The sequence below is a fragment of the Methylobacterium sp. FW306-05-D genome (assembly GCF_058782155.1).
In genome coordinates this window covers 1-22,075 of sequence record NZ_JBYSXL010000074.1, presented here as the reverse complement: position 1 = coordinate 22,075, position 22,075 = coordinate 1, and the positions used below count along the sequence as shown (strand labels likewise).

At 69.7% G+C, this 22,075-nt stretch carries 19 protein-coding genes; 2 read left to right on the top strand and 17 right to left on the bottom strand.

Going from position 1 to position 22,075, the window contains the following annotated elements:
* The 10 genes from AC3WLN_RS19680 to AC3WLN_RS19635 all read right to left on the bottom strand — a co-directional run.
* Positions 1-509, bottom strand: a 509-nt coding sequence (locus AC3WLN_RS19680; RefSeq protein WP_492484092.1) for a right-handed parallel beta-helix repeat-containing protein, incomplete at its 3' end; no start/stop codon positions are given.
* A gap of 552 nt (positions 510-1,061) precedes the next feature.
* The gene (locus tag AC3WLN_RS19675) at positions 1,062-1,856 is read right to left on the bottom strand and encodes a FadR/GntR family transcriptional regulator (protein ID WP_463773149.1); all 795 of its coding nucleotides are present in this window, start codon (positions 1,854-1,856) and stop codon (positions 1,062-1,064) included.
* Positions 1,853-3,358, bottom strand: a complete 1,506-nt coding sequence (locus tag AC3WLN_RS19670) for a M81 family metallopeptidase (RefSeq protein ID WP_492484090.1) — start codon at positions 3,356-3,358, stop codon at positions 1,853-1,855. Before AC3WLN_RS19670 ends, AC3WLN_RS19675 begins: the two co-directional genes overlap by 4 nt.
* 28 nt (positions 3,359-3,386) lie before the next feature.
* A complete protein-coding gene (locus AC3WLN_RS19665) occupies positions 3,387-4,634 on the bottom strand; it encodes a Zn-dependent hydrolase (RefSeq protein WP_492484088.1) in 1,248 nt (415 codons plus the stop codon).
* Positions 4,635-4,659: 25 nt separating this feature from the next.
* Positions 4,660-5,373, bottom strand: a complete 714-nt coding sequence (locus tag AC3WLN_RS19660) for an ABC transporter ATP-binding protein (protein ID WP_492484086.1) — start codon at positions 5,371-5,373, stop codon at positions 4,660-4,662.
* Positions 5,370-6,140 (bottom strand): ABC transporter ATP-binding protein, encoded by a 771-nt coding sequence (locus AC3WLN_RS19655; protein WP_492484084.1) that lies wholly within the window; start codon positions 6,138-6,140, stop codon positions 5,370-5,372. Before AC3WLN_RS19655 ends, AC3WLN_RS19660 begins: the two co-directional genes overlap by 4 nt.
* Complete coding sequence (locus AC3WLN_RS19650) at positions 6,137-7,192, bottom strand: branched-chain amino acid ABC transporter permease (RefSeq protein ID WP_492484082.1); 1,056 nt, start codon at positions 7,190-7,192, stop codon at positions 6,137-6,139. Before AC3WLN_RS19650 ends, AC3WLN_RS19655 begins: the two co-directional genes overlap by 4 nt.
* A gap of 13 nt (positions 7,193-7,205) precedes the next feature.
* Positions 7,206-8,060 (bottom strand): branched-chain amino acid ABC transporter permease, encoded by an 855-nt coding sequence (locus AC3WLN_RS19645; RefSeq protein WP_463773165.1) that lies wholly within the window; start codon positions 8,058-8,060, stop codon positions 7,206-7,208.
* A 226-nt stretch (positions 8,061-8,286) separates the two neighbouring features.
* Positions 8,287-9,504 (bottom strand): ABC transporter substrate-binding protein, encoded by a 1,218-nt coding sequence (locus tag AC3WLN_RS19640; protein WP_492484080.1) that lies wholly within the window; start codon positions 9,502-9,504, stop codon positions 8,287-8,289.
* Between the two features lie 373 nt (positions 9,505-9,877).
* Entirely contained in the window at positions 9,878-10,951 is a 1,074-nt protein-coding gene (locus AC3WLN_RS19635) for a glycosyltransferase family 4 protein (RefSeq protein WP_492484078.1), read from the bottom strand.
* Positions 10,952-11,151: 200 nt separating this feature from the next.
* On the opposite strand from AC3WLN_RS19635, the gene AC3WLN_RS19630 reads away from it, so the two are divergent.
* Positions 11,152-11,625: a serine O-acetyltransferase gene (locus AC3WLN_RS19630; RefSeq protein WP_492484076.1), complete on the top strand. Its 474-nt coding sequence runs from the start codon at positions 11,152-11,154 to the stop codon at positions 11,623-11,625.
* A 63-nt stretch (positions 11,626-11,688) separates the two neighbouring features.
* On the opposite strand, the gene AC3WLN_RS19625 is transcribed toward AC3WLN_RS19630, so the two are convergent.
* The 5 genes from AC3WLN_RS19625 to AC3WLN_RS19605 all read right to left on the bottom strand — a co-directional run bounded on the left by AC3WLN_RS19625 (position 11,689) and on the right by AC3WLN_RS19605 (position 17,557).
* Positions 11,689-12,864 carry a glycosyltransferase gene (locus tag AC3WLN_RS19625; RefSeq protein WP_492484074.1) on the bottom strand — a complete coding sequence of 392 codons (1,176 nt, stop codon included), beginning with the start codon at positions 12,862-12,864 and terminating at the stop codon, positions 11,689-11,691.
* A gap of 32 nt (positions 12,865-12,896) precedes the next feature.
* On the bottom strand, positions 12,897-13,856 hold the full coding sequence (locus AC3WLN_RS19620; protein WP_492484072.1) for a polysaccharide deacetylase family protein: 960 nt from the start codon (positions 13,854-13,856) through the stop codon (positions 12,897-12,899).
* Between the two features lie 2 nt (positions 13,857-13,858).
* On the bottom strand, positions 13,859-15,070 hold the full coding sequence (locus tag AC3WLN_RS19615; protein WP_492484070.1) for a glycosyltransferase: 1,212 nt from the start codon (positions 15,068-15,070) through the stop codon (positions 13,859-13,861).
* 306 nt (positions 15,071-15,376) lie between these two features.
* Complete coding sequence (locus tag AC3WLN_RS19610) at positions 15,377-16,171, bottom strand: metallophosphoesterase family protein (protein ID WP_492484068.1); 795 nt, start codon at positions 16,169-16,171, stop codon at positions 15,377-15,379.
* A gap of 201 nt (positions 16,172-16,372) precedes the next feature.
* Positions 16,373-17,557, bottom strand: coding sequence for a polysaccharide biosynthesis/export family protein (locus tag AC3WLN_RS19605; RefSeq protein WP_492484066.1), 1,185 nt, complete (start codon positions 17,555-17,557; stop codon positions 16,373-16,375).
* A 262-nt stretch (positions 17,558-17,819) separates the two neighbouring features.
* Here AC3WLN_RS19605 and AC3WLN_RS19600 point away from each other — a divergent pair, with 262 nt between their 5' ends.
* Entirely contained in the window at positions 17,820-18,119 is a 300-nt protein-coding gene (locus tag AC3WLN_RS19600) for a hypothetical protein (RefSeq protein ID WP_492484064.1), read from the top strand.
* A 207-nt stretch (positions 18,120-18,326) separates the two neighbouring features.
* Here AC3WLN_RS19600 and AC3WLN_RS19595 read toward each other — a convergent pair whose 3' ends face one another.
* Complete coding sequence (locus AC3WLN_RS19595) at positions 18,327-20,285, bottom strand: heparinase II/III family protein (protein WP_492484062.1); 1,959 nt, start codon at positions 20,283-20,285, stop codon at positions 18,327-18,329.
* 130 nt (positions 20,286-20,415) lie between these two features.
* Positions 20,416-21,537 (bottom strand): glycosyltransferase family 4 protein, encoded by a 1,122-nt coding sequence (locus AC3WLN_RS19590; RefSeq protein WP_492484060.1) that lies wholly within the window; start codon positions 21,535-21,537, stop codon positions 20,416-20,418.
* Between the last annotated feature and the right edge of the window lie 538 nt (positions 21,538-22,075).

Genomic DNA, 22,075 nt, shown 5'->3' with positions numbered 1-22,075 from the left:
TAGACGTTGGCCGTGTTCTTGATCATCTTCAGGTCGTGGAAGTAGCTGCGCGTGACGAGGTTGTCGGTGCCGCTGAGGATCACGCCTTCGCCGACCTTGCTGGCCTCGACGTTCCGGATCGTGATGTGGCTGGCGGACTTGCTGACGTTGATCCCGGCCTGTCCGGCGCCGGTGATGTTCAGCCCGTCGATGACGACATACTTGGCGTTGCCGACCAGGATGCCGTCCGCGTAGCCGGTGGCGCTGTTGCCGATCTTGGCGGCCGGGCCGGAGCCGTAGGTGGTGAAGGTGATGGGGGCCTTCTCGGTGCCCGATGCGCTGATGGTGAGTGCGCCCGTGTCGGCGGCCGAGGTGGTGTAGGCGGTGCCGGCCTTGAAGGCGACGGTGTCACCGGCCTGGAGCTTGAGCGTGTTGACCGCCTCCAGGCTGCTCAGGGGCGCCGCCGCCGATGTTCCGGCATTTCGATTCGAGGCAGACGTGGAGGAGTTGTCGACGTAGTAAATCGTCACAATAATGCCTGTTCTCTGGGTGCTCTCGTGCGATCAAGCTCGCTCTCTGCACAAAATTGCGAATTTGCGGCGCATCTCGATGGGAAAGATAGGCTGCTGCGAAACGCATGTTTTAAACGAACTTCGTCAGCATATGTTTAAAAACTATGCAATCAAGCCGATTTTCATCAAATATATATGAGACTTTAGAAGAGAATATATGCTGATCTACAGGTTTGGACTTAGGAATTATCTTTTTACACTGCGGTACATCGAGAAAACGTCGCTAGAAGCCTGGATCGAGAGGCGTCTCGATCGGGGCCGAGATATTCGGACGCCTCAGAGCGGTCGATCGGTCTTAGCTGAGCCATTGGCGATCGCATCGGATCGGGCGCCGCAAGTCGAGGGGCGAAGTCCGGCGCGCGGCGCGGACCCGAATACCACCGCATCGCCGCACAAGGCATTTTGTCGCACCGGGAACAATCAGCGTCGTCGGTGTCGCGACGAGCAACGGCCAAGATGAGGCGCGCTCAAGAAGCGCCCGCCCCTGGTACAGGCCTGGGCCGCGTCCCCTCAGACGCCGGCGCCGTTCGCCCCGCGCCGGCTGAGCAGATCCTTGCGGAACTTGGCGTCCAGGCGCTGCATGAAGTGCTCGGCGCAGCACATGTGGTCGTGCATCTCACGGCGGACGGCCTCGGCGTCCTCGGCGCGGTAGGCGGCCACGAGGGCGCGGTGGCTGGCGAGGTTGTGGGCGCCGAAGGCCTCGTGCTCGGTGAGGCTGTCGCTGCGGAACTCCACGAGGTCGCGCAGCAGGCTGTTGAGGAACCGGCACATGAAGGCCAGCAGCGGGTTGTCGCTGGCGTCGCACAGGATGTCGTGGAAATCGACCTCGACGACCCGGCCGAGGCCGCGCTGGTCGCCCGCATTGGCGGCCTCGCAGGCGGCCATGTTCTCCTCCAGGCGGCGGAATTCCGCCTCGCCGAGGCGACCGACGACGCTGACGCCCAGCGTGACCTCCAGGCTGCGGCGCAGGGCGTAGACCTGGGCGAAGTCGAGTTCCTGGAAGTGCAGGAAGCGGCGCAGCTGCTGCGCGGCGGCGTCCACCGAGATCGGGCGGATCTCCGGGCCGCCATTGGGGCCGGACTGCATCGTCACCAGCCCCTGGACCTCCAGGGCCTTCAGGGCCTCGCGGATCGTGCCCTTGGCGCAGCCGTAATGCTGCATCAGGGCGCGCTCGTTGGGCAGGCGGTCGCCGGGGGCCAGGCGCTCGCGGGCGATCCGGTTGCAGAGATCCTCCGCGATCTGGTCCGACAGCTTGATCCGCCGCATCGGCGCGGGCGGCTCCGCCGCCTCGGGCGTGGTGGTCATCGGGAGACCTGGTCCGTCGGGGGCGTCCAGGCCACGTCGGGATCGAGGGGGACGATCGGGCGGGCGAGCTTGGCGAACGGGAACAGCCCGTAATCGGAGCTGGTGACGCCCCGGCTCGCGCATTCCACCACCGCCCGGGCGATGGGCTCGAAGACCGGCCGGCAATACATCCGCGACTTCAGGATCAGCACCCGGGCCGCGGCCGGGTCGAGGCCCGAGCCCGTGAACACGCCGAGGTCCCAGGGCTCGTGCGGCTCTTCCGTGACGAGGATGCGGGCCGCCCCGGTGTCGAGCACCGCCGCACGGCCCATGTGGCAGCGCTGGCCGGTATAGGTCGGGCCGGTGATGACGTAGGTGCCGTCGCCGAGCGCCGCCACCGTCCCGGTCAGGGGGAGGGGGGCCTGGCGCTCGAAGCCCGGCAGGGGCACGCGGTTGCCGAGGCCGAGCTCGACCCGGGCGCCGACGCCCGCCGCCTGCAGGGCCGCGACGGCCTCGGGGTCGCAGATCGGGCCGGCGAGGATGCCCTCCATCCCGGCCGCCAGGGCGGCGGCGAGGACGTCCATCACGTCGCAGGTGCCCCCCGACATGCAGTTGTCGCCGTGGTCGAGGAGGAGCACCGGGCCCTCGCCCGGGCCGGCCAGCGCCGCCCTGGCCGCCGCCATGGACCCGGCCAGCGGCGCCTCGTCGTAGACGAAGTCCGGACGCGCCTCCCAGAGCCCCGCGGCGAGATCGCGGGCCGCCGCGTCGGCGGCCGCTTGCGTTTCCGCCGTGACCGTGACCGAGACGCCGGCCTCGGCCAGGTCCGCCAGGGAGAAGCCGCCGAAGATCGTGGCGGCGAGGACGCCGGGGCGGGCCTCCGCCGCCCGGGCGGCCGCCACCGCCGCCTGCATCGGGCCGGGCACGCGGGTGTCCATGCGCAGGGTGTGGGCGAGCATCGGCGGGTGGACCCAGGCCCGGCACGGGCTCAGGCCCTCGTCGAGCATGCGCCCGACGATGCCGGCGACCAGGGCGCCGGTCTCGGCCATGTCCACGTGCGGATAGGTCTTGAAGCCCGCCAGCGCGTCGCAGTTCGCCACCATGCGGGCAGTGATGTTGCCGTGCAGGTCGAGGGCGACGCCGAGCGGCACGCCGGGCGCCAGGGCGCGGATGCGGGCGAGGAGTTCGCCCTCGCCGTCGTCGTGGCTCTGCGTCACCATCGCCCCGTGCAGGTCGAGGAGGATGGCGTCGCAGCCGGGGCGGATCGCCTCGAGAATCGCCGTGGCGAGCGCCTCGAAGGCCGCGTCCGCCACCGGGCCGCTCGGGTTGGCATGGGCCGAGACCGGCACCGCGACGGCGGCGCCCCGGCCTTCCGCGAAGCGGATGAAGGCGCCGAGCGCCGTGGTGCTGCCGCGCCCCGCCGCCAGCGCCTCCGCGCCCCAGAGCGGACTGAAGGCGGCCAGCGGCGTCGCCAGGGGCGAGAAGGTGTTGGTCTCGTGGTTCACCCGGGCGGTGACGATACGCATGGGGGCGCGCCTTGCTGGGGGTCGGGGATCAGGCTGCGGGGGCGTGGCGGGCATCGTAGTCGAGCACCGCGTCGAGCAGGACCTGCGCGCCGGCGGCGCATTCGGCGGGCGCGGTGGATTCGGCCGGGTTGTGGCTGAGGCCCCCGGCGCTCGGCACGAACACCATGGTGGTGGGCACCAGGGCGGCGACGTGGGCGGCGTCGTGGCCGGCCCCCGAGACCATGTCGCGGGTGGCGTGGCCGCCCTTCTCGGCCGCCCGTCGGACGGAGGCGATGCAGTCGGGGTCGAAGGCGACCGGGGCGGTGCGGGCGATGGTCTTCAGCCGGGTCTCGAGGCCGAGCTCGGCCGCGACGCGCGTCACGGCCGCCTCCAGGGCCGCTTCCATGGCGTCGAGCACCGCGTCCTGCGGGTGGCGCAGGTCCACGGTGAGGAAGACGTGGCCCGGAATCACGTTGTTGGAGTTCGGCGTCACGGTGAGGTGGCCCACCGTGGCGACCGCGTCGGGGGCATGCGCCCGGGCGGCGGCATCCACCGCCTCGACCAGGCGCGCGGCGCCGAGGAGCGCGTTGCGCCGCATCGGCATCGGGGTCGAGCCCGTATGGGCGGACTGGCCCTCCAGGGTGACCTCGTACCAGCGCATGCCCTGCACGCCCTGGACCACGCCGATGGTGGCGCCTTCAGCCTCCAGGATCGGGCCCTGCTCGATGTGCAGTTCGAACATCGCCCCGAACGGCACCGAGCCGGCGGGGGCCGCGCCGCGATAGCCGATGGCGTCGAGGGCCGCGCCGAAGCGCGTGCCGGCGCTGTCCTGGCGCGCCTCGGCCCAGGCGCCGTCATAGATGCCCGCATAGACGCCCGAGCCCAGCATGGCGGGGGCGAAGCGCGCGCCCTCCTCGTTGGTCCAGTTCACGAGCAGCAGCGGCGCCTCGGTGACGAAGCCGGCCCCGTCGAGGGTGCGCAGCACCTCGAGGGCGGCCAGCACGCCCAGCACCCCGTCGAACCGGCCTCCCGTGGGCTGAGTGTCGAGGTGGCTGCCGAGCGCGATCGGCTTCAGGTCCGGGTTCCGGCCGGGGCGCAGGGCGAACATGTTGCCCACCGCATCCACCGTGAGGGAGCAGCCCAGCGCCGCGACCTGGGCCCGCAGCCAGTCGCGCACCCGGCGGTCCTCGTCGCTGAGCGTCAGGCGGGCGATGCCGCCGTCGGGGGTGGCGCCGATGGCGGCGGTCTCCGTCAGGGTGTCCCAGAGGCGCTCGGCGTTGATGGTGAGGTTCGACATGGCTGTCCTAAGGTTCCTTCGCTGCTCACGCCGCCTTCACGCCGAGGAAGCGGTCGCGCGCCGCCGCGTCGGCGACGAAGTCGGCATTGCCGGCCGCGTAGGCGACGCGGCCGAGTTCGAGGATGTAGTGGCGGTCGGCGAGGCTCGTGCAGACCGCGAGGTTCTGCTCCACCAGCAGGATCGGGACCCCGGCGTCGCGGATGGCCCGGATCTGCGCCACGATCTCCTCGACGATGACGGGGGCGAGGCCCTCCACCGGCTCGTCGAGCATGAGGAGCTTCGGCCCCGAGAGGAGGGCGCGGGCGATCGACAGCATCTGCTGCTCGCCCCCCGAGAGCTGGGCGCCCCCGTTGCGGCGGCGCTCTTCGAGACGCGGGAACATGGCGTAGATCTCCCGCAGGCCCCAGGGCGAGCCCTTGCGCGCGGCGATGGCCAGGTTCTCCTCCACGCTGAGCAGGCTGAAGATGCCGCGATCCTCCGGCACGAGGGTGAGGCCGGCCCGGGCGATGCGATGGGCGGGCCAGCCGGCCACGTCGGTGCCGTGGAAGCGCACCCGGCCGCCCCGCGGGGGCAGGAGTCCGCTGATCGCTTTCAGCGTCGAGGTCTTGCCGGCGCCGTTGCGCCCGAGGAGGCAGACGATCTCGCCCGCACGCACCTCCAGGCTGACGCCCTGGAGGATGTGGCTCTTGCCGTAGAAGCCCTGGACCGCGTCCAGGGCGAGGGCGACCGGGCCGCTCACGAGACCAGGTCCCCGGTGATCATGTTGCCGAGATAGGCCCGGCGCACCTCCGGGTCGTCGCGGACTCTTGCCGGCGGACCCTCCACCAGCACGCGGCCGGCGCGCATCACCGTCACGGTGTCGGAGATGTTCATGACGATGCCCATGTTGTGCTCGATGAACAGGACGGTGTGGTCGCGCCCGAGGTCGCGGATCAGCGCCGTCATCGCCGCGATGTCGTCGATGCCCATGCCGGAGGTCGGCTCGTCGAGGAGGATGACCTTCGGTGCCGCCGCCATCGCCATCCCGACCTCGAGGCGCCGCTGCTGGCCGTGCGAGAGCTCGCCGGCGGCGCGCAGGGCCACGCGGGTGAGGTCGAGGCGCTCCAGCATCGCCTCCGCCATGGCGAGCGCCGGCCGGTTGGCCTCGGCCCGGCGCCAGGGGGCCAGCGCCTGCCAGGGCGTCCGGCCTTGCGCGGCCAGCCGCAGGTTCTCGCGGACACTCAGCGTCGGGAAGAGGCTGGTGACCTGGAACGAGCGGGCGAGGCCGAGGCGCACGCGCTCGTGGTCCGATGTGCGGGTGATGTCCCGGCCGCCCAGGGTGATGCGCCCGGCCGAGGGCGCGATCCGGCCGGTCAGGGCGTGGAACAGCGTGGTCTTGCCGGCGCCGTTCGGGCCGATGATCGAGTGGACGCTGTTTTCGGCGATGCGCAGGGTCACGTCCTGCAGGGCGACGAAGCTGCCGTAGCGCACGCTCAAGGCGTCCGTGGAGAGGATCGGCGCGGTCATCGGGCGACCTCCGGTGCGCGGCCGGTCTCCGCCATCGGGAGACCCTCCGCCGCGGGAGCGACCGCGAGGTCGGTCACCACGGGCCGGTCCGGCGCCGGGTCGTCGGGCGGCGGGGCCCGCGTCATCAGGGCGACGGCGCGCTCGATCAGGCCCCAGAGCCCGCGCTGCAGGACCAGCGTGATCACGATGAGGAGGAGGCCGAGGAGGAGGAGCCAGCGCGGCCAGATCGCCGAGAGGGCGTCGGCGGCGAGCAGGTAGGCGCCGGCTCCGAGGAGCGAGGCGAACAGATTCGCGGTTCCGCCGATGATCGTCATGATCAGCAGGGTCTCGCTGGTGTGGTAGTCGATGTTCGAGAGCGGTGCGACGCCGATCAGCATGGCGTGGAGCGCGCCCGCGAAGGCCGTGACCGCGCCGGAGATCGCGAAGGCCGCGACCTTGAAGGCGCGCACCGGGTAGCCGATCGCCCCGGCCCGGCCCTCGTTGTCGCGGATGGCGAGCAGGGTGCGCCCGAAGGTGGAGAGCGCGACCCGCTGCAGGGCGGCGAAGAGCCCGAGGAAGAGCACGGCCACGAAGGCGTAGTAGCTCCAGGGATCGCTGAGGACCGTGCCGGCGAGGCGCGGGCGCGGGATGTCGAGGAGGCCGTTGTCGCCGCCGGTGAGGCCGCTGAAGGTGTAGGCCAGGAAGTAGAACATCTGCGAGAAGGCGAGCGTCAGCATCACGAAGTAGACGCCCTGGCGCCGGATCGAGACCCAGCCCACCACGGCCGCCACCAGGGCGCCTCCGCCCAACGCCAGCAGCAGCACGACGGGGGCGGGCAGGCCGGCCCGGACGAGGCCGAGCCCGGCGACGTAGCTGCCCAGGCCGAAGAAGATGCCCTGGCCGAAGGAGAGGAGGCCGGTATAGCCGAGCAGCAGGTTGCAGGCGGCGACGGCCAGCCCGAAGATCAGGATCTCGCTGGCCAGGGTGCCGGAGCGCATGACGAGGGGCAGGACCAGCACGGCGGCCACCGCGAGGCCGAACTGCACCAGGGGCCGGTCGAGGACGGGGATCATCGCGAACTCCTCCTCAGGCCCGGCCGAACAGGCCGCGCGGCATCGCCATGATGATGCCGGCCATGCCGAGATAGATGACGAGGCGTGCCCCCTCGGGCCATAGGGTGGCCATCAGGCTCTGGGCGATGCCGACGAGGAGGCCGGCCGCGAGCGCCCCGGCGTAGCTGCCCATCCCGCCGATCACCACCACCACGAAGGCGATGCCCAGCGCCTCGACGCCCATGAAGGGCTCGACGCCGCGGATGGGGGCGGCGAGTGCCCCGGCCAGCCCCGCGAGCCCGGCGCCGAGGGCGAACACCGCGGTGTTGATGCGTAAGGTGTCGTAGCCCAGCAGCGCCATGTTCGACGGGGATTCGGAGCCCGCGCGGACGATGGCGCCGAGCCGCGTCCGGTCGAGGAGCCACCACAGGCCGGCCGCCAGGATCGCCGTGAAGCCGATCACGAAGAGCCGGTATTCCGGATAGATGAAGTCGCCCAGGATCATCACGCCGCCGAGTTCCTCCGGCGGGGCGACGTTCCCGCCGATGGGCCCCCAGACGATGATGACGAGTTCCTGCACCACCAGGGCGAGGCCGACCGTGACGAGGATGTGGAAGGTATGGGGCAGCTTGTAGACCCGGCGCAGGAGCAGCATCTCGGTCAGGGCCGCCAGCCCCGCGACGACGAGGGCGGCCAGCGGCATCGCCACCCAGAAGCTCAGGCCCCGCTCGACGCCCTCGTAGGCGAGGTAGGCGCCGAGGAGGTAGAACGCCCCGTGGGCGAAATTCACGAACTGCAGCAGCCCGAAGATGATGCTCAGTCCCACCGCCAGGAGGAAGTAGAGCATCCCGAGGCCGAGACCGTTCAGGATCTGGAACAGGTAGGTCACAGGGTCTCCAGGTCCGTGTCAGGCATTGGTGCGAGGGTTGCGCCGACCAGCGCGCCGCCGCGTCATTCCGGGGCCGCGAAGCGGAGCCCGGAATCCCGGAACACAGGTGGCGTCTTGCTTGGCTCCGTCAGCGGCTCTGGATTCGGGGCTCGCCTGCGGCGCCCCGGAATGACGCAACGCTTGAGCGACAACCGGTCTGGTGAGGAACCTCGGCTCCGGTTCACCCTCACGCCATCTTGCAGCCGGCGGCCTCGGGCGAGAGGAACGACTTGCCGGACTGGATGACCTCGGCGAAATCGTCCTTGTCCTTCATGGCGGACTTCGCCTTGCCCTTGAGCAGGTAGTAATCCTTGATGACCTGGTGGTCGGCGGCGCGGATCTCCTCCTCGCCGGTGAGGCCCGAATAGCGCAGGCCCTCGAGGGCCTTGATCACGGCGGGGCCGTCGGCGGCGCCGGCCTTGGCGGCCGCGTCGAGGAGCAGCTTGGTGATCTGGTACGAGCCGGCGAAGGAGTAGTTCGGCGTCATCTTGGCGGTCTCGCGGACCTTGGCCACCAGGGCCTTGTTCAGGGGCGAGTCGATGCCGTGCCAGTATTGCGCGCCGAAATAGACGCCCTCGCAGAGGTCGGCGCCCAGGGCCTCGAACTGCTCCAGGCCCGAGGCCCAGGCGAGCACGATGGTCATGCGCTTCTTGAGGCCGAAGCTCACCGCCTGGCGCAGGGCGTCCGAGGATTGCGAACCGAAATTCAGGAGCAGGAGCACGTCGGGCTTGGCCGCGATGGCGTTGGTCAGGTAGCCGCTGAACTCCTTCTCGGCCAGCGAGTGGTAGCTGTTGCCGACATGCTCGACGCCCTTCTCCTGAAACACCGCCTTGGCGGCGCTCAGCAGGCCCTCGCCGAACACGTATTGCGGGGTGATCGTGTACCAGCGCTTGGCCTGGGGCATCTGCGCGATCAGCGGGCGCACGGTCTGCGCGATGGCCCCGAAGGTCGGCACGGTCCAGCGGAAGGTGCCCCGGTTGCAGTCGGAGCCGGTGATCTCGTCGGCGCCCGCCGTGGTGATGAAGACGCCGTCGCCCTTCGTGACCTCCTTGCCCATCACCAGGGCCTCGGAGGAGAGGATGCCGCCCGCGAAGAGGCGTGTGCCCTGGGCCATCGCCTCCTGCACCTTGCGGGCGGCCGGCGCCGGCTTGCCCTCGGTGTCGATGTCCGCGACCGTGACGGCGCGGCCGAGGATCTTGCCGGCCTCCTGGGCGGCGAAGGCGGCGCCGAGGGAGGCGTACTTGCCGTTGGCCGCGAAGGCGCCGGAGATCGGCAACGGCGCGCCGATGACGAGGGGGCCGTCGGCCGCGCGGGCGCCCCGCAGGAACCCGGGGAGCGGGAGGCCGGAGGCCCCCAGGGCCGCCGCCGTGAGCGAGGTCTTCAGAAACGCACGACGATCACGCATGGCACCGCTCCCCGCTCTCGCGTCGGATAAACTATCCAAACTATACGCATAGAATATGCGCCGCTGAGATCCGTCAAGTCGGGCTGCGATGTTGCACTGCACTTGCGCAGGGAGGCTTCGAATGCTCGGAATGCAGGCAGGGAATGACGCGCGCGCGGGCATTCGGGCCAGGAACGGGGGGCGAGAGCGCGGGACATGGGCGCGGGCCAAGAGCGCGGGCCAAGCGCGCAGGGCGTGGGCGCGGATCGAAGACGCCGCGCAGGCCGCGGACGGATGGGATCGTCTGCGCTGCGACGCGCGCCGGTGTCAGGCGCCCGCGGCATTGCGGCGGGATTGGACCGTCGCGGGAGGAGACAGGCCGGGGCGGCGTCCCTCAGCGCCCGGGCGCGACGAGGTCGTCCACGAGGGCGATGTAGGAGGCGAGCATGCGGTCCACGCTGAAGGCCGCCGCGGTCCGGCGGGTCGCCCCGGCCAGGAGCGCGCGCTGCTCCGGCTGCGCGACGCGGGCGAGCCGATCGATCAGCTGATCGGTCCGTCCGACCTCGAAGAGGTAGCCGTTGACCCCGTCCTGCACGATCTCGGACGCGCCTCCGATCTCGGAGATCACCAGCGGCACCCCGCCGGCGAGGATTTCGAGGGCGGAGAGGGAGAGGGTCTCGATCGACGTGCTGCACAGGACGCCGACGTCGAAGCCCGCGATGCTCGGCCGGACGTCGCCCTGCTCGCCCGTGAACACGACGTGGGGCGTCATCCCGGCGGTCTCGACGACCTGGGTCAGGCGCTCCCGGTCGGGGCCGTTGCCGACGAAGACGACCTTGGCGGGGATGCCCCGCTGCCGGAGTGCGACGAGGGCGTCGACGAGCTGCGCGTGGTTCTTCTCCGGCCGCATCGTCGCCACCAGGCCCATGACGAAATCGTCGGGCCGGACGCCCCAGGCGGCCCGGGTCGCCTCGCGATCCCCCGGACGGGGTGCGAAGTGGTCGAGATCGATCCCGTTGACGATCGCCTCGTCGCGGGTCCCGGTGAGCCCGCGCGCGCGCCAGTAGGCCCGCTGGTTGACGCTGACGTAGACGAGGCGGTCGAGGAACCGGGCCGCGATCCGGAACAGCGCCGTGCGGGGGCCCTCGCCGGGGCGCGGCACCGTCGTGTGGAAGATGCCGACCACCTTGCCGCGCAGGCTCCAGCGGAACGGCAGGGTCACGATGGTGGGGGTCTGGTTGATGACGAAGAGGACGTCGGCGTTCTCCTGCCGCAGGGCTTTCCCGATCCGGAGCCAGGAGCCGATATCGGCCAGGCCGCGGCAGCCCAGCATCCGGGCGCCCTGGGCGCCCGGCAGGGCGAGGGTCTGCGCAGAGCGGCCGCGGCCGAACACGACGACCGAGGTGGGATAGCCGCGCTCCATCAGACGTGCGCGAAGGTCGAGCGTGTGTCGCTCCGCTCCGCCCATATCGAGACCCGGAACGAAAAAAGTAAGTTTAGGCTTCACGCTGGTCGCTCGATCTGTCGCGCCTGACTCTGCATTCGTCTGTATATTGGTGAAAGGTCGACATCCACTGGCGATATTATTCCGTTCGGAAAAACCATTTCCCTGATCTGGAACCGGCCGTATAACGACGCCGCAACGATCCCGTCAGGCGGAGTGCTCGCATGCAGGCTGTGGCTGCCCTCCAGCGGCTTTCCCGGCGCTTCCATCTCGGCGGCCTGCGCCCGCTGTCCCGCATCATCGACGGCATCGTCCGGGTCGGGTTCGCCGCCTCCATCCCGGGGCGGGCGTCGATCGGGAAGGGCGTGATGTTCCATCACAGCGGCATCGGCGTCGTGATCAACGGCGCCTCGGTGATCGAGGATGGCTGCGAGATCGGCGTCCACGTCGTGCTCGGCGGCCGGACCCCGCTGCCGGGGGCGCCCCATCTGGAACGGAACGTCATCGTGCATGCGGGCGCCAAGATCATCGGGCCCATCACCATCGGCGCCGGCTCGGTGGTGGCGGCCAATGCGGTCGTGATCGAGGACATGCCCGCCAACGCGCTCATCGCGGGCATTCCGGCCGTGGCCAAGCGAAATATTGCCGATGTGGATGCCTACCGGCACAGGGCCGGCGAGGGCGCGGCCGCGCCCTGAGGGCCGGTCTCCGGCGGCTGCGACCCGTTCCGCGCCCCGGCGGCCCGGGGGTCGGCCAAGCCCTCACCGGTCGTCCAGGGCCAGGGTCCGGATGGGGGCCTGCGGCGACCGGAGCGATTCGCCGAGGAGCTGCGCGTACTGGTCGACCATGCCCTCCACCGAGAGGCCGCTCACCGAGGGCCGGGCCCGCGCCGCGAGCCCGGCCCGGGTGGTGGCGTCGGCGGCGGCGACCAGGCGGTTCACCAGCATGTCGGTGTCGCCGGCGGCGAAGAGGTAGCCGTTGACGCCGTCCCGGACCAGTTCCGAGGCGCCGCCGATCTCCGACATGATCATGGGGACGCCGCTGGACAGGAACTCCAGGGCCGAGAGGGAGAGCGTCTCGACGGCGTTGCTGCACAGCACGCCGACGTCGCAGGCGGCGATGAGCGGACGGACGTCGGCCTGCTCGCCGGCCAGGATGACGTGCTCCTCGATCCCGGCTTCGCGAGCCTTGGCGAGGATCTCCGCGCGGGCCGGGCCGTCACCGACGAGCAGGGCGCGGGCGGGGATGCCGTTCCGGCGCAGGACGGAGACCGCCTCGACGAGCTGGCAATGGTTCTTCTCGGGGCGCAGCGCCGCGACGTTGCCGATGACGTAGTCCGTCGCGGCGAGGCCGAACCGCCTGCGCGTCTCGGGACCCGCGGCCTCGTTCTCGGCGAAGCGCGCGTGGTCGACGCCGTTGATGATCACGGCGGTCTTCCGGCACTGGAGATTCCGCTTCGTCCAGTAGGCCCGCTGGTTCGCGCTGACATAGACCAGGACGTCCGCGAGGCGGATCGCCGCCCGGAACAGGAAGAAGGTCCGCTCCTCGGACTTCCTCAGCACGGTGGTGTGGAAGATGCCCATGATGGGCGCCCGGGAGGCGCCGAGCAGCCGCAGGACGACGGCGACGATCAGGGGGGCCTGGTTGACCGCGATCACGAGGCCGGGCCGCATGCGCCGCAGGGTCTTCCAGGCGGTCACCCAGCCGCGGATGCGGGACATGCCGGTGATGTTGAGCTGGAGGACGTCCTCGGCCCCCTCCATGCGGAGGATCGCCTCGGAGCGGCGCGGGCCGTAGACCAGGACCTGCGTGTCCCAGCCACGCCGGCGCAGGCGCGCCCTCAGATCGATCGTATGGCGCTCGGCACCGCCGACATCGAGGCCCGGAAGAAAGAAGACGATGGGGCCTTGCTCGGCATACGATCGTAGTCCCGTCATATCGGCTGCATGCTCCATGGCACCATGTAAGATCAGTGGAACACGGCTCGATGCTCACACAGGGTTCGGCCTACGAAACGTGTTTGTGCGGCGGTGAACAGGATCTGCATGTCCTCGTACAGCTTCTCGATGCTGTCCGCGGTCCGGAAGGTTGGGCTGCCGTTGGGCATGAACTCCGAGGAGTGAAGCGTGAACTGGACGTAGTCGCGTCCCTCGGCCTCCGCGATATCGAGAACTTCCAGCATGTCCTTCACGTTCCGGCCGTTCGGGCGCAGCCAGAACACCCGGTCCACGGACTTCCCAAGCAGCTTCCGAGCCAGCCGCGCCGGCAGCGGCCGGCGCTGCCGGATGATGGTCATCGGAATTTCGAGCAGCCGCGACGTGCCCGGCCTGTCGATCCGCTCGAGGTCGATCCGGTAGGCGTGCTCGGGAAACGCCGAGAAATCGGCTCCGCCCCGGCCCGTCGGGGACCCGGGATGGCTGGTCCACGAGACATTGGGGGTCACCGAGCAGTCGACCAGATAACCGAGGGCCTCCAGCGCCTGCGCGGAGACGGCGTCGAAGCCGAACCGGCCCGCGCGATGACTGAGGATCGGAATCTGGAACGTATCCTCCAGACACCGGGTCATCGTCTCGATCTTCTGCCGGCGCACCGCCGCCGGGTATTCGAAGAGGTAGGGCTGGTGCTCGGCGTCGTCGGAGGACAGCGGCACGATGGGCGGCGAATCCCACCCGTGCAGGTGCATGCCGATCTCGGCGGCGTTGCGCCGGAGAACGTCGCGCCCGAGTTCCTGGAACACCGGGCAGTTCGCCATCTCCCAGTTGGTCAGGTAGGTCGGACGCAGGCCGTGGCGCTCGCAGAGCTGCTGGAAGCGCGGGAGCGTCTTCGCATTGCGGGTCAGGACCGGGCGCGGCTTCGCCCAGACGTCGTCGCCTTCGGTATCGATGGACAGCAGGAAGGACGGACGCTTCGCTTCGGGGCTGCGCTCCATCCTCATAGGGCTCGGGAGACCTCGGCGGGCAGAAGCGAGTCGGTGCGGTCCATGAGCCCCTCTAACAAATAGCGATAGGTATCCGCCATAGTCTCGACGGAGAACTGCAGCGCCGATTGCCCCGCCGCCTCCGCGTAGCGGGCGCGCTCCTTCGGATCCGCCAGGGACAGGATCGCCTGCGTCAGGCTCTCGTTGGAGCCGGGCTCGAACAGGAGTCCGTTGATCCGGTCCTGGACGATCTCGGACGTGCCGCCGATGGCCGGCATGATCATCGGAACGCCCATCGCGATGAATTCCAGCGCACTCAGCGGAAACGTCTCGGCATGGGAGCACAGGACGCCGAGATCGGACGCCGCGATCCAGGGCCTCACGTCGGATTGCGAGCCCGCGAAGGTCACGCGCGAACGAACCCCCAGCGTCGTCGCCAGCGTCTCGATCGCGGGCCGCGTCGGGCCGTCTCCGACGAACAGGACCCGCACCGGCACGCCCCGGTCCAGCAAGCTGCGGGCCGCGTGCAGGAGCTGTTCGTGGTTCTTCTCGGGGCGGAAGGCCGCGACGAGCGCGAGAACCAGCGCGTCCTCCCGGAACCCGAGTTCCGCGCGGACGCGCTCGCGCGCCACGGGGTCCGGGCGGAAGCCCGCCAGGTCCACCCCGTTCGGGATGACTTCCATCCGCCGGGCTCTCAATCCCTGCTCCTGCCAGACCCGCTTCTGGGTCGCGCTCACGAAGACGATGGCGTCGGCCAGGCGCAGGGTCCACTTGTAGAGGAAGAACCGCCGCGTCTCCTTCTCGAGGAGATAGGTCGTGTGGAAGACGCTGATGATGCGCGCGCGCGTCGCCCCGAGGAGCCGCAGGACGACGGCGACGATCAGCGGCGTCTGGTTCACGCCGACGATGACGTCCGGTTTGAGCGTCCTGAGGGTGGACCAGAGCCGGAGCCAGCCCATCGGCTCCGACATGCCGCGCAGGTTGAAACGGATCGGATCCTCCGCGCCCTTGGCCTCGGCCATCTCCCGCGACCAGGCCCGGCCGTGGACGATCAGTGCGGTGGAGAACCCGCGGGCTCGCATGAGATTTCGCAATTGAACGGTATGGCGCTCCGCACCACCGAGGGTCAGTGTAGGCAGAAAGAATACGATTTTGCCTGGTTGGGCTCGATCTGCGACAGAACTCCCGGATGCCGTGTTCCGTTTATTTGGAGGGTGGTCCAACATAATGCGCTGCTCGATGCCCGCGATCTACACTACTGGCGGCGGATGATTTCGATCGCTCTGCGCCAGATTGTAAGGGATGATCTCTTTTCGACCCGCTAACGCATCAGAACAGCTATCGGTTACACGGCTTGCTCGTCTCCGAGCTGCGCCATCTCTCGCGCGGCTGTTCACAGGTCCGACTTCTAAAGCAGCAGATGCCTTTTGCCCATTGCTCCCTGCTTGCGCCGTCGGCGTCCGATCCCATCAGGGGTCGACGGAGCGGGCGAGGGAGCAACCAGCGGTCGAAAACAGCACAGAAATCCGGATTCAGGTCTGCAGGAAGTCCTGGACGGTGTCTCTCAGGACCAGGCAGGTCAAACGACCCGTCACGTAAGCGCCGGTGTCGATGTTGATCCGGTTCGGGTACTGCTCAGGTCTGGGAACGGGGCTATGGCCGTGGACGATGACGGCACCGAAGTCTTCCGGCCATGAGAGGAATGGTTCGCGAATCCAGAGAAGGTCCCGGGGGACCTGGGTATGAAGGGACCGCTCCGGATGGATGCCGGCATGGACGAACAGGTAGTCGCCGCAGAGAAACGTCCAGTCGAGATTCGTCAGGAACCCAATGTGGCTGGCCGGTACGTTCAAGAAGATTTGATCGAAAAATCGCGCGGCGGATGCTGGACTGCCGAGTTGGCCGGAAGAATCGAGCCCGTAGGACAGCAATGTTTCGCGCCCCCCGTTGCTGATCCAGCTCGCGAGGCGCGACGGATGCGAGAGAGCGTCGACCATCATCGCTTCGTGATTGCCGCGAAGCGTCACGAGGTCTTGGTGCATACTGAGTGAGACGAGCCGGTCGAGGACCTGCGCCGAGTGCGGTCCGCGGTCGATATAGTCGCCCACCAGGACGATCACGTTGCGCGGGCACGGATCGGCCTGGGCATGGGCCTCGATCTTCAGAAGCATCCGGTCGAGGAGATCTTGGCGGCCGTGGATGTCGCCGAGCGCGTAGATGCGAATACCGGGCGGCACGGCCGGCGGCCGTCGCGCCGTCGCACCGGACGTGCCCCGGCGGTTCTTCGAGGCCGGGTCTGCGCGGCGAGCCAGCCAGCGGCTCAACATGCCTGTCGATCTCCAGAATGATATCGGCGGTCCGGGGTCGGGCCGAGACCATCCGATCGGACGTCACGGTCGCCCACCCTGGGCCGCCTGTGCAACACGCACACGACGCGTCTCAGCAATAACCGAGCCGCGTCGTGCCGACGATATCAATCGGTAGTCACCGCCGGGCGCCGCCCGGCGGGAGCGGATCACCCGGTCGGATCAGCGGGCGACCAGGGCCGCATCGGAGGCCGGCACCGAGACGCTCCGGAAGATGGCGCTCAGCTTGGCGAAGTCCGAGGCCGGGTGCTCGGCCACGTAGATGATGTCCTTGTTCCGGATATACAGGTCGTTGGTCAGGAAGAGGCCGGCGGCCTTGGTCCAGTTCGCCCGGTGGATCGTGGGAATCAGGTCGCCCTGGTAGCTGGAGGTGTCGACCCCCATCGCCTGGAGGGCATCGCGCGACTCGTAGCGGAGCAGGAAGATCGCCCCGGCATCGGCCCGGAGTCCGTCGAGGCCGCCGCTCTTCGAGATCGCCTCCGCGAGGGTCACGTTGTCGTTGTCGAAGGTGAAGCGCCGGTTGTTGGTGCCTCCGATTGCGCCGGGCGAGGGCGTCGAACCGAGCACCATGAAGATTTTCTGCTCGCGGGAGACGTAGACGACGTCGCCGGGCCGGACCGCCACGTTCTGGGACGGGTCGCGGACGATCGTGCTGAGCGAGGACTGGCCGGTGGTGCGCCCGCGCTGGATCGTCACGATGGTCTCGTAGGCCGGGTTGCGCGGCCCGCCGGCGCGCGCGATCGCGCCGAGCACCTTGAGGCCGCCCGGATCGAGCGGGATGCGGGCCGGCAGGTTCACTTCGCCGATCACGCTGATGTCGTTGCCGCGGCGTTCCGCGATGGTGACGACCACCTGCGGCTCGATGGCTCGGTTGCGCAGCTTCTGGACGATCTCGGCGGAGACGTCCTGGGCGGTGCGGCCGCCGACTCGGATGGTGCCGGCATAGGGCACCACGATGTTGCCGGCCGCATCGACCTGCTGGTTCGGCACCTGGACGAAGTTGCCGGCGCGGGAGCCGGCCTCGCTCGGAATGAACAGGCCGCCCGAGGCCGCCTCGAAGATCGTGATGGCCAGGATGTCGCCGTAGCCGATCAGGCCGGTCCGCGACGATCCGCGTTCGAGGAAATCCCGGCCGAAGGCGGGGTTCTTGGCGAGGGTGAACCGGTTCGACGCCTGGATCGCCTGGGCGCTCAGGTCCACCAGCGCGTAGCTGACGGTGGGGGCGGTCTCCTCCACGAGCACATCGGCGTTGTCGAGGAAGTTGCTTCTGGTGGGTCCGTCCTTCGCGACAGGCTGGCAGGCTCCGACTCCGAGGCCGATCAGGAGAGTTAGAACTACGGACCTCATTCACGAGTCTCCTGAATGCAACATGGAGTGCCGCATCTCAATTTTCAAAATGTGGCTTATTATCAGAAGAGCCCCACCGCGATTTATACATCTGGGCTTGGGGGAGCTAGGCGAGGATTATGCGTTTCTGTTCTACGGTTTCATTTGTGGCCAACCGTTACATTGCCGCAACAGGTTAGTTGCAACTTACGGGTACAATGAATCTGTCGATCGTGCGATTTTTTGATTTGTGTTCGTCGTATCCTGGGCTTAGGAAGCTTGCATGAACAGGATCTATCTGCTTTTCGCAACCCTCGCCGCCTGTTCGATCGGGGATCCGATCGTCGGCGCGCACGCCTCGGACCTGGGGCCGAGCTACGCGGGTGGTTATGCGCCGCGGCCGATCGCGCGTCCGCTCGCCGTCCCCGTGCCGCCGTGCAAGGACGGCATCGTGCTTCTCCTGCGCTGCGCTCCGCATGTCGAGGTCCCCTTGTATCCCGACGATGTCGCAGTCCTGAACCAGGTCGCGACGGCGCCTTTGCTGCGAGCCAAACCCTACCGGCAACTGTATTCCTGGGATTAGGCCTGCACGATCGGAGCCGGAAGGGCATCGTGCGGACCGCCGAATGCCCCGAACCGAGCGTCTAAGACAATCGTCATAGGCTTTTGCTCTTAAAGAGCCGAAAAGACTTATGGTGAACGATCGTTTCAACGATGCCGTCACACGGTGCGTGGGAGCGATCGTCGAGCGGCGCCCCGATTGATCGCGGGCGCCGCTCGACGAGCAGCCTCAGGCCCGTGGCGGGATCGTGAGCTCCGTCGCCAGGCCGGCCGGACCGATGCTGCCGCTCCAGACCAGGCGCGTGGCCGGGACCTTGAGCCCGAAAGCCGGCGAGACCCAGCCTCCGGACAGCTCGGATTCGCCTGTGGATGCCGTGACCGTGCCCGGGCTGTCGAAGGCCAGGACGAGGAGCGGCGCTCCGTTCCGACTCGCCTGCCATGCGCCGTCCGTCTCCTGCAGGGTGATTCCCGGCGCGAACTGGAACACGAGATCCCCGGTGAGCGGCTTCGGCGGAACCGGATCGAGCCGGTCGATGATCCTCAGGCCCGTGCGCGTCGCCTCCACGGTGCGGACATGGTCCGTCCCGAGGCGGCGGCGATAGCCGTCATGGCTCGCCGTCACCGACCACTTATCCCCGGATTGCACATGCTCCACCCGGGCCTTGGCTTTGTGGGACCAGTTGAACGGCCCCGATATGGTGCTCTGGTCGAGGCCCGACAGCATCAGCGTGTTGTGCGCAGCCGTCCCGCGGAACCAGTCCCGCCACGGTCCGCCGGAATGGTAGAGGTAGGTCCCGGGATCCACGAGGACCGGTTCGCCATCGAGGGTCAGCATGATGGCGTTGGCGTCCGCGTGGCCATGGGCGGCGATCGTCAGGTATCCGAGCGGGCCGTGATCGAGCACCAGCGTCAGGTCGCGGCCGCGGCGTGCCTCGCGCACCACGGTCAGGCCGCCCGTGGGAAAGGTCTCGAGGCCCAGGGGCCGGAGCGCGCCGGCCCGCGGCGCCGCGAAGACCGCGTCCCGCAATTCCGGTTCGGCGGAGACGGGGCCGAAGGGCGGCTGCCCGAGATGCCCCGCGATGGCGGCGCAGACCGAGGCGGGGTAGGCGGCCTCCGGCGGAACGGTCAGGGTCAGCACGCGCCCCTCGTCGTCGTCGCCGATGGCCGGCACCGCGCCGCCGGGCGTCGCGAGGGTGCCGACGAAGCGGGCGAAGGCGGCGAGCCGGGTCCCGACGATGGCGGCGAGCGGACGCCCCGCCGCCCGCGCCGCGGCGCTGGCGAGCATCAGCATCTCGGCGGTGAAGGCGCCGTAGGTCGGGGACTGCTCGGCGGGAACGCCGTCGTCCAGGATCTGGCTGGCCGCCTCCCGCTCCAGGATCGCGCGGGCGTCGCTCTCGGCCTTGCGCGATTCGGCGAGGTCGGGCAGCGCCAGGGCGATGAGGAATTCCGCCATGGCCTCGGCGACGAGGTGGTTGTTGGCCGAGCTGAACCGCGAGGGATAGCGCCGGAGCCAGTGGAGATGGGCGGCCAGCATCACCCGGATGCGCCCGACGCTCGCGGCCGACAGGGTGTCGCCGCAGAGGCTGGCGACGACCAGCAGGGAGACGGACCGCAGGGCCAGCTCGATCCCCGAGTTCCAGCCGAGGCCCCGGAACGGCGGGTTGGCCTCGTACCAGCTCGCGATGGCCGCCTCGATCGCCGCGAGGGCGGCGCGGTCGCCCTCCAGCGCCACCCGGGCGGCCAGGGGCTGGAGGTGCTGCAGGCGGTTGAACTCCCAGACGTACTTGATGTCGCCCAGGGTGCGTTCGTGCCGATAGGGGATGTCGAAGCAGAAGCGCTCCGCCCCGGGCCAGGTGCCGCTCGTCACCGGATCGAGGTGCCAGACCTCCGCCGGGAAGAGCCGCGAGGCCGCCCGCTCCGGCCAGGCGACCCCGAGCGCGGCGAAGCGCCCGGCGAGGAGCGCGTCGCCCGCCACGCGCACCGCCTCCGCCAGCTCCGGGGTGACGTTCGCCAGGAAGGCGTCCCGCAATCCCGGAATCACCGGGAGGGGCCCGGCCGACGCCGGGAACGCCGCCCAGCCGTAGGCGCGCCGGCGCGACAGCGACTTCTTGGCGACCTCGCCGACGCGGTGGCCGATCTCGGCCGGGCTCATCGCGGCGAGGCGGCCGATGTACCATTTGAGCGACATGGCTCGGGGTCCCTCCTGGGGCGGCCTCCGGCGGGGGAGGCCCGTACGGGGAGCCGCCGAACCGGGTCGGCGGCGGAGCGATGGGTCGGACGGTCGGGCGCGGGTCCGCGCCGAGGGGCGCGGCGTGCCGTCAGCGCCGGCCGTGCGCGGCCGCCGACCGCCAGGCGGTGATCAGCCGGCCGGTATAGTCGACGAATTCGAGGCGCTCCTCGTAGAGGGCGCGGGCCCGGGTCGCCAGGGACCGGCGCAGCTCCGGCGCGTCGAGGAGGCGGCCCAGGGCGTCGGCGAGGCCCGGGACGTCGCCCGGCTGCACCAGGAGCCCCGTCTTCCCGTCCTCCACGATGTCCGGAACCGCGCCCACCGGGGTGCAGACCACCGGGGTCTCGCGGGCGAAGGCCTCGATCACCGAGAGCGGCAGGTTCTCGTCGTAGGAGGGCAGCGTGAGGATGTCGGCCTCGCCCAGGAGCGCCTCGAAGGCTTCGCCCGAGATCCAGCCCGGGATGGAGACCCGCTCCGCGAGGCCGAGCGCCGCCACCGCCTGGCGCGTCTTCTCGACGTCGCCGTCGCCCGCCAGGGTGGCCCGCCACGGGCGGTCCTTCAGGAGCCCGAGGGCGGCGACGAGCTCGACGATGCCCTTCCGCTCGCCCAGGCGCCCGGCGAACAGGATGTGCAGCGGCCGTCCCTCCACGCGCTCACGCCGGCCGGGGTCGCGCGTCGCGTTCGGCAGGACGAGGATGCGCTCGCGCGCCGCCGGCACCTTCGCGCCGACATAGTCCCGCCAGACGCTGCCGAGGACCAGGATTCGCGCGCTGCCGGCGAACATCCGGGCGACGGCCCGGCTGACCGGTGCCGGAGCCCCGTCCCAGAACTGGCGGTAGCGCGATCCGTGCAGGTGGAGGACGTAGGGGAGGCCGAGGAGCCGGCAGGCCGCGCTGACGACGAGCTTGCGGTAGGTGCTTCCGGTCTGGGACAGGTTGATGTGGACGACATCGACCCGGGACGTCAGCTTGCGCCGGACGAGGTCTGCGAGCAGGCGGAGGATGAACAGCGGCGCCGCGGCCTGCGAACCCTGGCCCCGGCTCGTCAGGAAGGTCACGTCCGTGTCGGCGAACCGGGGCAGGCGCAGCGAGACCCGCAACTCGTCCATCAGCCGGTCGATCCCGCCGCGACCGCCGCGGCCGAGCGGCGTCACCACGACGACCCGCAGGGGCTGCGGCCCGTCGCGCGTCTCCCGGCGTCCAGGTTCATCCATCCGGTCGGTATCCCTTCGCATGAGCTCGCCGCGGGCCGGCATCGCCGAAGGAAGGCAAGGCCGAGCCGTGACGCAGGTTTCGCATCCGTGCGGCCGGACCCCTCCCGGCTCGGCAGCCGCTATAGAGTGTTTTTGTTTTGATGGTGCGAGCCATGTCGAGAAAAGCTCGGCCGATCAAGGGCCTCGACTGGATTTCGCTGGAGTCGGCGCCCGCGCTGTCACCGGGGCGCGCTCGGCCGCGGAACGGGACCGGGGTTTCGACCGAGAGGCCGATCCGTCGGCTGCGGCGGTCCGGCCTTAGGCAATCACATTCACGTCAGTGATCCAGATATACCAGTCCAGGCCGTTCCGGCCCTGGAACATCGGTCCCGAGCCCCGGTTACGCAGGGGCCTCGCCGATGATCGGAGAGGTTCAGGAGCCGCTCCGTGATTCTCGCCACCGACATCAGGGTCCGGCCCGCCCCGTCTCCCGGAGTCCTGCCATGACCGCGACGAAGCCGCCCGCCTCCGCCGCTGCCGTGAAGGGCTCGGTCAAGGA